The 14703-nt window shown below is 62.2% G+C and carries 10 protein-coding genes; 3 read left to right on the top strand and 7 right to left on the bottom strand.

The genetic code is table 11. From position 1 onward, the window contains the following. Window positions 1-72: 72 nt before the first annotated feature. Window positions 73-1635, bottom strand: a complete 1563-nt coding sequence (locus BJ6T_RS40270) for a winged helix-turn-helix domain-containing protein (RefSeq protein ID WP_014498254.1) — start codon at window positions 1633-1635, stop codon at window positions 73-75. A gap of 847 nt (window positions 1636-2482) precedes the next feature. On the opposite strand from BJ6T_RS40270, the gene BJ6T_RS40265 reads away from it, so the two are divergent. After that, window positions 2483-3451 (top strand): ABC transporter substrate-binding protein, encoded by a 969-nt coding sequence (locus BJ6T_RS40265; protein ID WP_014498253.1) that lies wholly within the window; start codon window positions 2483-2485, stop codon window positions 3449-3451. A 97-nt stretch (window positions 3452-3548) separates the two neighbouring features. Here the strand turns inward: BJ6T_RS40265 and BJ6T_RS49810 are convergent, their stop codons facing one another. Next, window positions 3549-4538 carry a T6SS phospholipase effector Tle1-like catalytic domain-containing protein gene (locus BJ6T_RS49810; protein ID WP_080593934.1) on the bottom strand — a complete coding sequence of 330 codons (990 nt, stop codon included), beginning with the start codon at window positions 4536-4538 and terminating at the stop codon, window positions 3549-3551. Window positions 4539-4917: 379 nt separating this feature from the next. Here BJ6T_RS49810 and BJ6T_RS40255 point away from each other — a divergent pair, with 379 nt between their 5' ends. Further along, window positions 4918-5547, top strand: a complete 630-nt coding sequence (locus BJ6T_RS40255; protein WP_014498251.1) for a glutathione S-transferase family protein — start codon at window positions 4918-4920, stop codon at window positions 5545-5547. A gap of 12 nt (window positions 5548-5559) precedes the next feature. On the opposite strand, the gene BJ6T_RS40250 is transcribed toward BJ6T_RS40255, so the two are convergent. The 3 genes from BJ6T_RS40250 to metF form a co-directional block, all read right to left on the bottom strand. Further along, window positions 5560-6348: a hypothetical protein gene (locus BJ6T_RS40250; RefSeq protein WP_028170325.1), complete on the bottom strand. Its 789-nt coding sequence runs from the start codon at window positions 6346-6348 to the stop codon at window positions 5560-5562. 399 nt (window positions 6349-6747) lie between these two features. Further along, window positions 6748-10602, bottom strand: coding sequence for a methionine synthase (gene metH, locus BJ6T_RS40245; RefSeq protein WP_014498249.1), 3855 nt, complete (start codon window positions 10600-10602; stop codon window positions 6748-6750). Between the two features lie 7 nt (window positions 10603-10609). Further along, window positions 10610-11551: a methylenetetrahydrofolate reductase [NAD(P)H] gene (metF, locus tag BJ6T_RS40240; RefSeq protein WP_014498248.1), complete on the bottom strand. Its 942-nt coding sequence runs from the start codon at window positions 11549-11551 to the stop codon at window positions 10610-10612. Window positions 11552-11949: 398 nt separating this feature from the next. Between metF and BJ6T_RS40235 the strand changes: the two genes are divergently transcribed. Then, on the top strand, window positions 11950-12966 hold the full coding sequence (locus BJ6T_RS40235; RefSeq protein WP_014498247.1) for an LLM class flavin-dependent oxidoreductase: 1017 nt from the start codon (window positions 11950-11952) through the stop codon (window positions 12964-12966). 26 nt (window positions 12967-12992) lie between these two features. Here BJ6T_RS40235 and BJ6T_RS40230 read toward each other — a convergent pair whose 3' ends face one another. Then, window positions 12993-13853 (bottom strand): prephenate dehydratase, encoded by an 861-nt coding sequence (locus BJ6T_RS40230; protein WP_014498246.1) that lies wholly within the window; start codon window positions 13851-13853, stop codon window positions 12993-12995. 21 nt (window positions 13854-13874) lie between these two features. Further along, the gene (locus tag BJ6T_RS40225; RefSeq protein ID WP_014498245.1) at window positions 13875-14615 is read right to left on the bottom strand and encodes a 3-deoxy-manno-octulosonate cytidylyltransferase; all 741 of its coding nucleotides are present in this window, start codon (window positions 14613-14615) and stop codon (window positions 13875-13877) included. Window positions 14616-14703: the final 88 nt, after the last annotated feature.

Here is a 14703-nt window from a genome sequence, read left to right as displayed (position 1 = left end):
TCGTCGCTCCTCGACGCGACGGCATCGTAGCCCGGATGGCGCGCAGCGCGATCCGTGACCCCAAAGGCGACATCACCCCTCCGGCACGCCAGCGAGGCGCCAGCCTTCACACAAGCGCTGCAGCCCGGCAAGGTAAATTGGATTGTCGCTTTGTTGAGCTGCGAGCAAGCGACGAATGGTGAAACCTGAGTTGAGCGCAAGTCCCGTTCTCGCAGCAGTTCGCGCCTCATCGAGCGCGCCGGTCAAGGCCAAGGCAGCGGCGAGCGATATATGAGCGAGATGAAAGTTACGGTTCGCCTCGGTGCTTCGTCGCAGCCAACTGACGGCTTCGACGTCTGAACCAAGCAGCAGCTTGGCCACGCCCGCAAAACACGCCCACTGGTAGGCGAAAACGTCGCGAGGAGAGAGCCGTAAAGCTTCGAGTATATGGCCTTCGGTCTCGGTAGCGCAACCTATGTAGGATTTTGCGAAACCAAGGGCAGCATGAGCGTGGACCAAATTCGGAGCCAGCGCCAACGCATGTTCGAACTCACGGATGCCTTGGGCGGCCCGGTTCGTAAAGGTCTGGACCCAACCCCGAGCCATGTGGGCTGAGGCACTGTTCGGCCTGATCGACAATACCTTGTTCACCATCGCCTCGGCCGCCGCGAGCCGCGTGGGCCCATCATCCGTCGTAAAGCTACCTCCAACTACCGTATCAACATTTGCCATGCCAATCATTGCTTCGACGTTGCCGGGATCGAACTCCAGCGAGCGTTCGAAGAAGCCCCGCGCTTGCGTCACGCATTCAAGGCTAATCCCCTTCATCAACCAGGCCCGGCCCTGGAAGCACAAGTCGATCGCATCGGGATGCAGCGTACGCTCGGCTCGTCGCGCCTCAGCCTCGACGAGTTGGGCGCCTAATGTATTGGCGAGCCTCGATACGATTTCGTCCTGCATGTCGAACAGGTCGACGACAGACTTCTCGAAGCGCTCGGCCCAAAGATGCTGGCCGCTAATAGCATCGATCAACTGCACGTTCATCCGAAGCCGCTTGCCGCTGCGTTGCACTGAACCTTCGAGCACGTAGCGAACGTTTAGTTCGCGGCCGACTTGCCGTACATCGACGGCTCTACCCTTGTATGAGACGGCGCTGTTCCGTGCGATTACAAATGAACCAGCGATGCGCGACAAGTCCGTGGTCAAACTCTCGGTTACGCCATCCACGAAATAGTCCTGCTCACGATCACCGCTCAGGTTCGTGAAGGGTAGCACGACGATGGATAGGCGCGGCGGCGTGTCGCCGGTTCGCTCGACTGTGCCCACCGTCTCATTCGCGAGCCTCCGGGCTTCCTGCACTGCACCCACGAAGCGGAAGCCTTTGCGCGGCAATGTCTTGATCAAGTGCTGTTTCTCACCCGTGTCGCCGATTGCGCTCCGGGCGGCATTCAGCCGGGTCGTCAGCGCAGCATCTGAAATGATGCGACCCTTCCAAACGGCGTTGATGAGGTCGTCCTTGCTGACGACGCGCTCTCTGTTTCGGATCAGGTATTCAAGCAGATCGAACACTTGGGGGGCGACAACGACCACGTCCGTTGCGCGCTGCAGTTCGCGCCTGTCGGTATCCAATTCGTAATCCTCAAAAAGAAACCGCAAGCTGCATTCCCTCTCAGGGGCCACCTCTGCAACCCCAAGAATAAGCTGCCAGTGAGGAAAATGTAAGCGAGCTGTTAAGCGCGCCAAGGGGATGTGAAAAGGGATGTGAAGCCGCCATCGCGTGACGCCCGACTCAGGTCCGCGATGCGGAGAAAGGCGGACGCTGGTATTAGGCCCGAAGCGAGACCGCGTCAGCGCGGGACGCAGACCTGCATGTGGCCGGTGGCGGCGTTGCAGCGGTTCTTGCCATAGTCGAAGGGGCCGAGCAGGTTTCGCTGCCGGTGCGTTGGCGCGGATGCCTGGTCTCAAGTGTATAGCGGAAGCTCCGTCCTCGGCCGACGATTGCCCGCATTCGACCCTAAGCGGACTTTCGATCTGGCAGCAGCCGCGCTCTATTTTTGCCGTTCAATCAATTGTAGAGTGCACCACTATTTGAGAGCGAGGGCATGATGAAGGCAACCTTTCCTTCGACCATGATCCTGGCACTATCGACGAGCGCCGGCATAGCTCAGCAACCTGCGCAGTGCCGAAGCTTTGAGACGAAAATTGCTCTTCAGATGACCAAGGAGTGTTGCTCAAGCCAGATCGACCTTTGCACAGTCGGAACTGTTGTGAGCAACGAGCCAGCTCTAAGGTCGCGCCGAGCTGTGCGTGAACGACTAATGGGGCGGGTCGCTTCTCTCATTTCAGGTGGTCGAAACGCGGCTAATTGGAAGCGAATGACCCACTGCGGGCATACGCCGTCGTATTGCTTGGCGACGCAAGATTTTGCAGCCACAGTGAGCGCGACGATCATAGAGATGTGATACTCTGTGCCCGGTCGTCCTCAGACTGCAATGAGGATCGAATGAAGCGGCGGGAGTTCATAGCGGCTGCTGTGTTGCTCGTTTCGCCTCAGCGTTTGTGGGCGCAGAGGAAGCCTCGGCGCATCGGCTTTCTTGCTATAGGTGATGGGAGCGGGCAGGCCCTTAATCAAGCCGAGCGTTCATTTCTTGATGGGCTGCGACACCACGGCTGGGTAGATGGAAACCTGATTACCGAATCCCGCTTTTCTCATCCACCCGATCAACTGCCAGCTTCAGTCGCCGACCTGATCGCTCTCAATCCCGATGTGCTAATCGCTGCGGGACCTCAAGCGGCCCTGGCCCTGAAATCGGCAACTGCCACCATTCCGATTGTATTCGTGGCTGTGGCTGATCCCGTCCGCCTTGGCCTCGTGCAAAGTCTATCGCGACCGGGTGGCAACATAACGGGTATTACGACCAACGTACCTGAAGATTTCTTCGGAAAACGTGTCGAAATCCTTCGCGAACTCGTTCCGGGCGCCTCGAAAATCGCGATCTTGGTCAATCCAAAGAATCCAATGCTCTACTTGGTGGAAGAGACACGCAACAAGGCGCGGAAACTTGGCATAGTGCTGCTGACAGTTGAAGCGGCCACGGCCGAGGACCTGGACATCGCCTTTGCATCGGCTTCTGCCCAAAACGCCGATGCGATAATTGATTTCGGTGATCCGCTCACCTATGTCGAGGCTCCGCGAATAATTGCACTCGCGGCGAAGCATCGTCTGCCTGCAAACTACTTGTTTCGAGTCTACGCCAATGGCGGATTGTCGGTGTACGGCGCGGATACAGCCGATCTATTCCGCCGTGCAGGCAGTTTCGTCGATAGGATACTCAAAGGCACCAAGCCTGCCGACCTGCCGGTAGAGCGGCCGACGAAATTCGAGCTCATCATCAACATGAAGACCGCCAAGGCGCTCGGCCTCACCGTGCAGCCCTCACTACTCGTCCGCGCTGATGAGGTGATCGAATAGAGGTGCTGATTTTCTGCGGTGCATGAGTCAGGTCATGACCCAAAGCGGGCATGATGGCCCGTCGATCAATGCTACGCGTGTACTGTATCTACTGGAGTCAAAATCGGCATCTCGCAAAGGGTCGATAGCCAGTTGCGTTCGTCCTCAACTCGACGGACGGGTGAATGGAGTCCGATATTTCAACGACTCGCCGACGAAACGGCATTAAGCGCCAAGCGCCGATTCGCGAAGGATTAAGTGGGGCGCAATGCGAGCGATCTCCAACATGCGGCATTTCGGTAAACATCAAGCCCGCCTCCTGAGCACATTCCGCCATCCATCGCAGAGAGATTTCCGCGGCGCGCGAATCAGCACAGCCGCCGCCAACATCGGAATGATGGCCGGCGAACCACCTCTCCTCAACCCGCTGACGCCAATCCTCCGACTGCAGGTAACGCCATGGTTCGAAATTAATCCGGCATTCATCGAGCGCGAGAGCGTGGGCTATCTGGACAACAAACCATGGCGCAACATGATCATGGAAACCGATGTGCCGCCCCATAGCGCGCTCTAGAATCATCCTGGACAATGCCAAGAATGGCCCATAGCGGATCACGGTATCAAAAACGCCAAGAAATCTGATCGGCACGGGCCGATGGCAATTCGTCGATACAAATAGGGATTCTTCATTATCAATGGAGCGTGCAAATCGTCGCATACCTAGCGAGAACGCACGATCAAACAAATTGAGGCGGTCGGCTTTCAAGAGGCCAATAAGCGCCATTACTCCTGTGATCTGCCGCACCGCGAAGGCTCCGCGGCTGAAACCGATTAGTGCGATCTGGTCGCCCTCTCTATAGTTCTCACAGAGGATGCGGTATCCGTCGCGAACGCGGCCGTGTATTCCAGCGCCCCAAACCCCACCAACAAACCGGTCAACGAGACTGTCCGTTCCAACTCCGCGCAAGTAGAAGACGAGTTGTTGCTTGCCGTCATTGACCAACAATTCGCTAATACGTTGCACATTGGTCGGGTGGACAAAGAACCTAGTCTCCTCTGCGCGCGAGTTCCAAGTACCGTCGATACACAGTATGAGCCTGCGTGCCATGGGAGCCAACGCAACTAGAGCATCAGGTACACTTTCTAAACATCCCAAAGGTTGTTCTATCGGTCAAGCAACTCTGCCACGTCTTCGCTGCGTTCAGCACACGTGTTCGCGCATCGTCGAGGTTTCGGAACGCTTCGAAATCTCTTCCGATTGGCAGATCTCTTCGTCAGGTGCTGGCCCAACTCGGACCTTTGATTAGGTCCGCTATTGCGCCGCAATCAGGAGCACAGCGGACCATAGGAGCGCTGACCGCGGCGCGCGGCCTCGTCATCCATTCGGCGCTTGCCGGTGAAAAGCTGGCAGGCGATATTCTCCATCTCAATGCAACTGCAATCACGACCGGTTCTCTGGTCAAGCTCCGTGATGACGAAGGCTCACCATGTTCCTGATCGGCCAATACGACTCCCCCTTCGTTCGCCGCGTCGCGATTGCGCTCCGGCTTTACGGGTTCGCCTTCGAGCACAAGCCTTGGTCGACCTTCGGCGATGCCGACAAGATCGCGCCGTACAATCCACTGCGGCGCGTGCCGACGCTGGTGTGTGATGATGGCGAGGCACTGATCGAGAGCACGATCATTCTCGATTATCTCGACGAGCTCGTCGGGCCGGAGAAGGCGATGCTGCCGCGCGGCGGCGCCGAGCGGCGAAAGCACCTGCGGATCTGCGCACTCGCCACCGGCCTCGGCGACAAGGCGGTCAGCCTGCTCTATGAGCGCGTGCTGCGGAAGGAGCAGCTTGCGCTGTGGGTCGAGCGCTGCCAGGCGCAGATCGGCGATGTGCTCGGCGTGCTGGAGGCCGAACGCGCGAGGGTGACGACGCCGTATTGGCTGGGCGGCCGGATCGGCCACGCCGACATTGCGGTTGCCTGCGTCGTCCGCTTCACCCGCGAAGCGCATCCGCTTCTGTTCGAGTCGTCGCGCTATCCGGCGCTGTCGGCCCACGCCGAGCGCTGCGAGGCGCTGGCGCCGTTCGGGGAGATCTTGCAGCCGCTGGCCCCGCCGAAGGGGTGAGCGCGCGGCGTCCTATCGCCTGTTGCAGGGCTTGATCTCGCCCGTCGCGGTCTTCAGCACGATCGGATTGGGTGACAGCCTGATGCCAAAGAACAATTGAGAGCCGGACACCTTGTCGTCCGATCCCTGGTGGGCGTCCAGCTCGAGCTTCGCCGCGATCTCGGATGTCAGCTTGGCCCGCTCCTCCATCGAAATCGTGTTGTGATATTTGATCTCGTAGACGACGTCGGCTTCCAGCACGGAGCGCGTCTGGCAGACCACGCCGCCGCTCGAAATGTTCATGGCGATCGCGTCCTCGCATTCGGCCTTCAGCAAGGCATTGCGGGTCGATATCAGCGACTCGTCGGAGATCAGGAGGATGTTGGCGTTCTCGAGCTTGAGGTGAATTGAATCAACTTGCTGCATTCCGGCGACCGCCGACAGCTTGTCCCTGACCTGTGCGGACACGTCGAGGTTCTTCTCGAGCGACTGCTTCAGGTCCCGGTCCATGGTTGGTGATTTCCGGATCTTGTCGGCCAGCAGCGTGGGGTCGATATCGCAGGTCGGATGCAACTCCAGTCGGCCATTGCTCAGATATTCGATCGTGTTGATGGTGCCGGGACCGCCGAACGTGCTCGGCGGTACCACCTCGAAATATCCGGTCTCGGAGAGGATGGCCGTGATCGTGTGTTTCTTTCGCGGGAATCCGACCCAGGCTGCAACCATCACCAGGCCGATCGCGACAAAGACGAGGCTACCAAGCCAGAGCCATTTGCGACTTGCTACTTTCGCGGGCAGCACAACTGGTTTCGTTCGCCGCATGGCACGTAGCCTTTCGGACAGTCAGCCGCGGCAATCGTGGGCAGCACGACAAGGGCGATCGCGGCGACGAACAGTGCAATGAACTGCGTCATATGTTCGATCCCAAGCAAACCATCGGTTTGAAGGTAGTAGGCCGATAGATTATCGAATCAGGGTTGAGCGGACAAGTGAACGAGTTCACACCGCCCGGTTCCGGCGAGAGAAAAGCCGTCGAGGCGAGTATCAGACGGGCGCGGTGGGCGATGATGGAATATTACCGGTGTTTTGCCCGACGGAGCAAGTCGTTTCGGTAAGACCGAAATTCCTCAAGCCTTTCAACCCCAGCTCTACTGTGCATGGGGTTGTTTTTCACGTTTTTAGTCGTGGGAAGCGAAAGCGGGCTGGGAAGCGAAGGCGGGCCTACCCCGCCCCCGCGCGCTTCTTCTGCCAGACGAGATGCACCGCGCAGGTGCAGCCGGGCGGATGCGAGGCGAGGTCCTTTGACGTCTCGTCGTTCGCCGGCGTCGCCGCGAAAGCCTTGTCGGTCTGCTGCGACGGGATGTAGTTCAAGACCGGCGCGAGCCAGCGCTCGGTCTCGGCCACCGTCATGCCCTTGCGTGCGGCATAGTCCTCGACCTGGTCGCGCTCGATCTTGCCGACGCCGAAATAATAGCTCTCGGGGTTCGCGAAATAGAGCCCGGACACGGAAGAGCCCGGCCACATTGCAAAGCTCTCGGTCAGCTTCACGCCGGCAGTCGCTTCCGCGTCGAGCAGCTCGAACAGCGTCGCCTTCTCGGTGTGATCGGGCTGCGCGGGATAGCCGGGGGCGGGGCGGATGCCCTGGTACTTCTCCAGGATCAGGTCCTCGCTGGAGAGCGCCTCGTCCGGTGCATAAGCCCAGAACTCGCGGCGCACGCGGGCATGCATGCGTTCCGCAAAGGCCTCGGCAAGGCGGTCGGCCAAGGCTTTGCACAGGATCGAGGAGTAGTCGTCATTGGCCATCTTGAAGCGGTCGGCGACCACGTCCTCGCCGATGCCGGCCGTGACCACGAAGCCGCCGACATAGTCGGGCACGCCGCTACCTGCCGGCGCGACGAAGTCGGCGAGCGCGGCGTTGAACCGGCCCTCGCGCTTCTCGAGCTGCTGGCGCAGCGTGTGCAGCGTCGCGATCTGCCTGGTCCGGCTTTCGTCGGCATAGAGCACGATGTCGTCGCCTTCCGCGTTCGCCGGCCAGAAGCCGACCGTCGCACGCGCCCGGAACCATTTTTCCTTGACGATCAGGTCGAGCATTTTGCGCGCATCGTCATAGAGCGAGCGCGCGACCTCGCCGACCTTGGAATCGTCGAGGATGGCGGGGAAGCGGCCGGCGAGCTCCCAGGTCTGGAAGAACGGCGTCCAGTCGATATAGGGCACGAGCTCGGCGAGATCGTAATCGTCGAAGCTGCGGATGCCGAGGAAGGTCGGCTTCACCGGCTTGTTCGCGGCAAAATCGACCGGCACGCGGTTGGCGCGCGCGGCCGCGAGCTTCAGGCGCTTCTTGTCGGCCTGCGCGCGCAGGTGCGCATCCGAGATTTTTGCGTATTCGGCGCGCACCTCGGCGGCGTAGGCCTCGCGCTTCTCAGGGCTCAGCAGCGAGGAGGCGACGCCGACGGCGCGGCTGGCGTCGTTCACATGCACGACGGGACCGGCGCGATAGCTCGGGTCGATCTTGACCGCCGTGTGCACGCGGCTCGTGGTGGCGCCACCGATCAAGAGCGGCAGCTTCAAGCCTTCGCGCTGCAATTCGCCGGCGAAGAACGCCATCTCGTCGAGCGAGGGCGTGATCAGGCCTGACAGCCCGACGATGTCGGCCTTCTCCGCCTTCACCGTCTCGACGATCTTGGCCGCCGGCACCATCACGCCGAGGTCGATGACCTCGAAATTATTGCACTGGAGCACGATGCCGACGATGTTCTTGCCGATGTCGTGGACGTCGCCCTTGACGGTCGCGAGCACGATCTTGCCGGCAGACGAGGAGCCTTCGGTACCGATGCCGTTGGCGAGGTTGCGCGCCTTCTCTTCCTCCATGAACGGCATCAGCCACGCCACCGCCTGCTTCATCACGCGCGCGGACTTCACCACCTGCGGCAGGAACATCTTGCCGTCGCCGAAGAGGTCGCCGACCACGTTCATGCCGGCCATCAGCGGACCCTCGATCACGTCGAGCGGACGCTTGGATGCCTTGCGGGCCTCCTCGGTGTCCACGTCGATGAACTCGGTGATCCCATGCACCAGCGAATGCGACAGCCGCTTTTCCACCGGCCATTCGCGCCAGGCGAGGTCGGCTTCCTTGGTCTGGGTCTTGTTGCCGCGGAATTTCTCCGCAAGCGCCAGCAGGCGCTCGGACGCGCCGGGGTCGCGATTGAGGATGACGTCCTCGCACACCTGGCGCAGCTCGGCATCGATGTCGTCATAGACGATCATCTGTCCGGCATTGACGATGCCCATGTCCATGCCCGCCTTGATGGCGTGATACAGGAACACCGAGTGCATGGCCTCGCGCACCGGCTCGTTGCCGCGGAACGAGAACGACAGGTTCGAGACGCCGCCCGAGATGTGCGCGCCCGGCAGGTTCTGGCGGATCCAGCGCGTCGCCTCGATGAAGTCGACGCCGTAATTGTTGTGCTCCTCGATGCCGGTCGCGATCGCGAAGATGTTCGGATCGAAGATGATGTCCTCAGGCGGGAAACCGACACGGTCCACCAGGATGTCGTAGGCGCGCTTGCAGATCTCGGTCTTGCGCGCGAACGTGTCGGCCTGGCCGACCTCGTCGAACGCCATCACCACCACGGCCGCGCCATGGCGGCGGGCGATCTTGGCCTCGTGAATGAACTTCTCCTCGCCTTCCTTCATCGAGATCGAATTGACGACCGGCTTGCCCTGCACGCATTTCAGGCCGGACTCGATCACCGAGAATTTCGAGGAGTCGACCATCACGGGGACGCGGGCGATGTCGGGCTCGGCGGCGACGAGGTTGAGGAAGGTCACCATCGCGGCTTCCGAATCCAGAAGCCCTTCGTCCATGTTGACGTCGATGATCTGCGCACCGTTCTCGACCTGGTCGCGGGCGACCTGCAGCGCGGCGGTGTAGTCGCCGGCGGTGATCAGCTTGCGGAAGCGGGCGGAGCCGGTGACGTTGGTGCGCTCGCCGACGTTCACAAACGGGATCGCGTCCGTCAGGATGAACGGCTCGAGGCCGGAGAGCCTTAAGCGCGGTTCGATTTCCGGTACGATGCGCGGCTTGTGCGGGGCGACGGCCGCCGCAATCGCCGCGATATGGTCCGGCGTGGTGCCGCAGCAGCCGCCGACGATGTTGACGAGGCCATCGCGCGCGAATTCGCCGACCAGGCGCGCCATGTATTCCGGGGTCTCGTCGTACTGGCCGAATTCGTTGGGCAGGCCGGCGTTCGGATAGGCGCACACCAGCGTGTCGGCGACGCGGCCGATGTCGGCGATGTGGGCGCGCAGATCTTCCGCGCCGAGCGCGCAGTTGAAGCCGATGGTCACGGGTTTTGCGTGTCGCACCGAATTCCAGAACGCTTCCGGCATCTGGCCCGACAGCAGGCGGCCGGATTTGTCGGTGATGGTGCCCGACACCATCACGGGCACGTCGATGCCGCGCGCTTCGGTGATCTCGGCGATCGCATAGAGCGCCGCCTTGGCGTTCAGCGTGTCGAAGATGGTCTCGACCAGCAGCAGATCGACACCGCCGTCGAGCATGCCGTTGATCTGCTCGCCATAGGATTTGCGCAGGTCGTCGAAGGTGACGGCCCGGTAGCCGGGATTGGACACGTCGGGCGAGATCGAGGCGGTGCGGTTGGTCGGGCCGATGGCACCGGCGACGAAGCGCGGCTTGCCGTCCTCGGCCTCGACGCGACGAGCGGCATTGCCGGCGAGGCGGGCGCCTTCGCGCGCCATCTCGTAGACGATGTCGGTGAGGTCGTAATCGGCCTGCGCGATCGACGTCGTCGAGAAGGTGTTGGTCGCGACGATGTCGGCGCCGGCGCGCAAATAGGCGGCGTGGATGTCCTCGATCGCCTGCGGCTGGGTCAGGATCAACAGGTCGTTGTTGCCGCGCAGATCGCGATGAAAATCCTTGAAGCGCTCGCCGCGGAAGGCGGCCTCGTCGAACTGCAGGTTCTGGATCATCGTGCCCATGGCGCCGTCGAGCACGAGGATGCGCTCGCGCGCGGCATTGAGCAGGGCAGTTCGCTTGGGAGAGGTGGATACGGTCATTGACTTCTTACGCCGCCTTCTGCGCGCTCTTGGCGCGGATGCCGAGCAAATGGCTGATCGCGAACACGAGATCGGCGCGGTTCATGGTGTAGAAATGGAAGGTGTCGACGCCGCGCTTCGCCAGCTTCTGCACCTGGCCGGCGGCAACCGTCGCGGCCACCAGCTTGCGGGTCTCGGCGTCGTCGTCGAGGCCGTCGAATTTCTCCGCCAGCCAGTCCGGCACGGTCGTGCCGGCGCGGGTGACGAAATTGCGGGCCTGCTTGAAATTGTGCATCGGCATGATGCCGGGCACGATCGGGATGTCGATGCCTCGGGCACGGACGCGGTCGAGATAGCGGAAGTAGAGGTCGTTATCGAAGAACACCTGGGTGATCGCGCGCGTCGCGCCCGCATCGACCTTGGCCTTCAGCGTGTCGATATCGGCGTCGAAGTCGCGCGCTTCAGGGTGCTTCTCGGGATAGGCGGACACGGACACTTCGATGTCGCCGTGCCGCTTCTTGATGCCCGCAACGAGGTCGGCTGAGCTCTGGTAGCCGTCGGGATGGCTGGAATAGGGCGTGCCGATGCCGCCGGCGGGATCGCCGCGCAGGCCGACGATGTGGCGGACGCCGACCTCGTGATAGCGGTCGACGATCTCGTCGATCTCCCCGCGCGAGGCGCCGACGCAGGTCAAATGCGCGGCCGGCAGCAGCGCAGTCTCCTTCAGGATGCGGGTGATGGTCGAATGGGTGCGCTCGCGGGTCGAGCCGCCGGCCCCATAGGTCACGGACACGAATTTCGGGTCGAGCGGGGCGAGCCGGTTGATGGTCTCCCAGAGATTGCGCTCCATCTCTTCCGTCTTTGGCGGAAAGAACTCGAAGGAGATCGCGGGCCGCTTCGAGGAGAGGTGCCCGTTTTGGAGGTGCCCGTCTTGCCCTTCGGCCCGGGCAGGCGTCGTCAGATCGGTCATGGCACCACTCACTCCAAGGGCTCGTCCGGCTTTCGGCGGCCGGCAGTCGGGTCTCGATTGGATGTGGGCAAGATAAGCCAAAGCGGTCGCACTCGACAGCCCATCGAGGATGGGAAGTAGCCCACTTTTACCTGGAACGGTGGAAATATTGCACAGGTAAGAAGGACGGTGGGAAGTGTGTACTTATGACAAAATACAAGATAAATCAATTAATTGTAACGGTTTTGGCGGCGGGCGGAAGTAAATAGGGGTGTGGGCAATGTGAGGATGATGTGGCTACGACAAATATTGTCCCATCGCCATAACCGGTCTTGCCGTGCGGGCTCGCTGTCTGCACACGCCAGACCTGCGCAGTCTGCCCATTGCCGCCTCGCCGGCCTTCACTACCTTAGCGCGCCATGATCCCGCTCTCAGTCCTCGACCTCTCCGTCGTCACCACAGGTACAAAACCCGCCGCGGCGCTGCGCAACAGCATCGATCTGGCGCGCCATGTCGATGGGCTTGGCTATGTCCGCTACTGGCTCGCCGAGCATCACAACCTCGCCTCGGTGGCGAGCCCGGCGCCCGACGTGATGATCGGGCAGATCGCGGCAGTGACGAAGCACATCCGCGTCGGCTCCGGCGGGGTGATGCTGCCCAACCACGCCCCGCTCGTGGTGGCCGAGCGCTTCAAGATGCTGGAAGCCCTGTTTCCCGGCCGCATCGATCTCGGTCTCGGCCGCGCCCCCGGCACCGACGGCGCCACCGCCTACGCACTGCGCAGCCGGCTGGATCGCCGCGAGGGCGACGACTTCCTGGAGCGGCTGCACGAACTGATTCTGTGGGAGACCCGCGAATTTCCCGCAGGGCATCCCTACAACAACGTCGTCGCGATGCCCGACGACACCAAGCTGCCGCCGATCTGGCTGCTCGGCTCCAGCGATTATTCCTCAGAGCTCGCCGCGCAGGTCGGCATGGGCTTCGCCTTCGCCCATCATTTCGCATCCCATGACGCGATCGATGCGATGGTGCATTACCGCAACCGTTTCCAGCCCTCGGCATGGAGCGCGAGCCCGCACGCGATCCTCGCCGTCGCCGTCATCACGGCCGACACGGATGAGGAGGCCCAAAAACTCGCCGCCTCGTTCGATCTCAACCGCCTGCGCCGCGACCGCGGGCAATATCTGCCGCTGCCGAGTGTCGAGGAGGCGCTGGCCTATCCCTATACGGACGCCGAGCGCATTTCGATCTCGCGCAACCGTTCGCGCCTCTTCGTCGGCAATCCGGCGACAGTGCAGAAGAAGCTGCAGCCGTTGATCGATGCGAGCAAGCCGGACGAGCTGATGGTGATTACGGCCGTGTACGATCACGACGCACGGAAGAAATCGTATTCGCTGCTGGCGGAGGCGTTCGGGCTGAAAGCGGCCGCGGCGTAGCTTACCCTCCAGGGGAGGGTAGCCAATCAATCCTGCTGCGTCTCGCTGAACGTCGCGCGGAACGGGTGCCCCGGATACACGCCGACGATGCGGAATTCGCGCGAGAAGAATTTCAGCTCCTCGATCGCGAACGCCAGCCCCTTGTCTTCGGGATGGCCGTCGACGTCGGCATAAAACTGCGTGGCGAAGAAATTGCCGTCGACCATGTAGCTTTCGAGCTTAGTCATGTTGACGCCGTTGGTGGCAAAGCCGCCGAGCGCCTTGTAGAGCGCGGCGGGCAAGTTGCGCACGCGAAATACAAAAGTCGTGACCAGCGGCCCCGAGCCCTGCGCCGCCCATTTCGGCTCGCGCGCCAGCACCACGAAGCGCGTGGTGTTGTGCGCCTCGTCCTCGATGTCCTCGGCCAGGATGTCGAGGCCGTAGATCTTTGCCGCAAGCCGCGAGGCGATCGCGGCAACGGCCTTGTCGTTGCGCTCGGAAATGTCGCGGGCGCTGCCGGCGGTGTCGGCGTGTACGATCGGCTTGATGCCGAGCTTGCGGATGATGCGCCGGCACTGGCCGAGCGCATGCACGTGGCTCTCGACGCTCTTGATGTCCTCGAGCTTCGTCCCCTTCACCGCCATCAGCTGATGGCGGACCGGCAGAAACCATTCGCCGATGATGAAGAGGCCGGAGGCGGGGAGCAGGTGATGGATGTCGGCGACGCGGCCCGCGACCGAATTCTCGATCGGGATCATGCCGAGATCGGCCTCGCCCGACGAGATCGCCGACAGCGCGTCCTCGAAGGTGGCGCAGGGCATCGGCTCGGCGTCGGGATAGGCCTCGACGATGGCGATGTGGGAGTTGGCCCCAGGCTCGCCCTGGAATGCGATTTTCAGCTTGCTCATGATCGGCCTTGTAACAGCGGCTCAGGATTTGGAAAGGATGCTGCGGGCGGTCTCCAGGTCCGCCGGCGTGTCGACCCCGCGGGGCACGGTGTCGACGATGGTGAAGTCGATCCGCATCCCGGCCTCCAGCGCCCGGAGCTGCTCGAGCTTCTCCTGCAACTCCAGCGGGGATGGCGGCAGGGAGACGTAGCGCTCCAGCGCGGCGCGGCGATAGGCGTAGAGGCCGATATGGTGGTAGCGCGGTCCGTCGCCGGTCGGAGCGGTCGCGCGGGTGAAATAAAGTGCGCGCATGCGTTTCCCGCCCAGCGAGGTTCCGATCGCCTTTACGACGCTCGGCGCGAGGTCCTCCTCCTCGGTATGGATCTGCGAGGCCAGCGTTGCGATGTCCACGGCCGGATCCTGCAGCGGCGGCAGCACCTCGCGGATGTTGTCGATCGTGATGGTCGGGAAATCGCCCTGGAGATTGACCACGATCTCGGCCTTGCCCGAGGGATCGAGCTTCTGCATCGCCTCGTGGATGCGGTCCGAGCCAGAGGGGTGCTCCGGGCGGGTCATCACGGCTTCGCCGCCATGGGCGGTGACCACGGAGGCGATCTCGTCCGTATCGGTTGCGACCGCGACCCGGCCGATGCCGGCGGCCTCTGCCCGCCGCATCACATGTACGATCATCGGCAGGCCCGCGATGTCGGCGAGCGGCTTGCCGGGCAGGCGGGTGGCGGCCATGCGGGCGGGGATCAGCACCAGGATGCGGGGATCGATCATCGGGTCAAGGGCCTGGAAACGAGAGGTTTTCCGCGTCGAGAAATGGGGTGGGGACGGGCTGAAAGCCGGGTCGCTTATACGGGTTGCC

It is taken from the genome of Bradyrhizobium japonicum USDA 6 (assembly GCF_000284375.1).
Taxonomy (GTDB): Bacteria; Pseudomonadota; Alphaproteobacteria; order Rhizobiales; family Xanthobacteraceae; genus Bradyrhizobium; species Bradyrhizobium japonicum.
Note: the sequence above shows the minus strand (reverse complement) of the source record. Positions and strands in the feature narration are given on the sequence as shown.

Coding starts and splice junctions, on each gene's coding strand:
- BJ6T_RS40265 (WP_014498253.1), top strand. CDS start 2,483: ATGAAGCGGCGGGAGTTCATAGCGGCTGCTGTGTTGCTCGTTTCGCCT.
- BJ6T_RS49810 (WP_080593934.1), bottom strand. CDS start 4,538: ATGGCACGCAGGCTCATACTGTGTATCGACGGTACTTGGAACTCGCGC.
- BJ6T_RS40255 (WP_014498251.1), top strand. CDS start 4,918: ATGTTCCTGATCGGCCAATACGACTCCCCCTTCGTTCGCCGCGTCGCG.
- BJ6T_RS40250 (WP_028170325.1), bottom strand. CDS start 6,348: ATGCGGCGAACGAAACCAGTTGTGCTGCCCGCGAAAGTAGCAAGTCGC.
- metH (WP_014498249.1), bottom strand. CDS start 10,602: ATGACCGTATCCACCTCTCCCAAGCGAACTGCCCTGCTCAATGCCGCG.
- metF (WP_014498248.1), bottom strand. CDS start 11,551: ATGACCGATCTGACGACGCCTGCCCGGGCCGAAGGGCAAGACGGGCAC.
- BJ6T_RS40235 (WP_014498247.1), top strand. CDS start 11,950: ATGATCCCGCTCTCAGTCCTCGACCTCTCCGTCGTCACCACAGGTACA.
- BJ6T_RS40230 (WP_014498246.1), bottom strand. CDS start 13,853: ATGAGCAAGCTGAAAATCGCATTCCAGGGCGAGCCTGGGGCCAACTCC.
- BJ6T_RS40225 (WP_014498245.1), bottom strand. CDS start 14,615: ATGATCGATCCCCGCATCCTGGTGCTGATCCCCGCCCGCATGGCCGCC.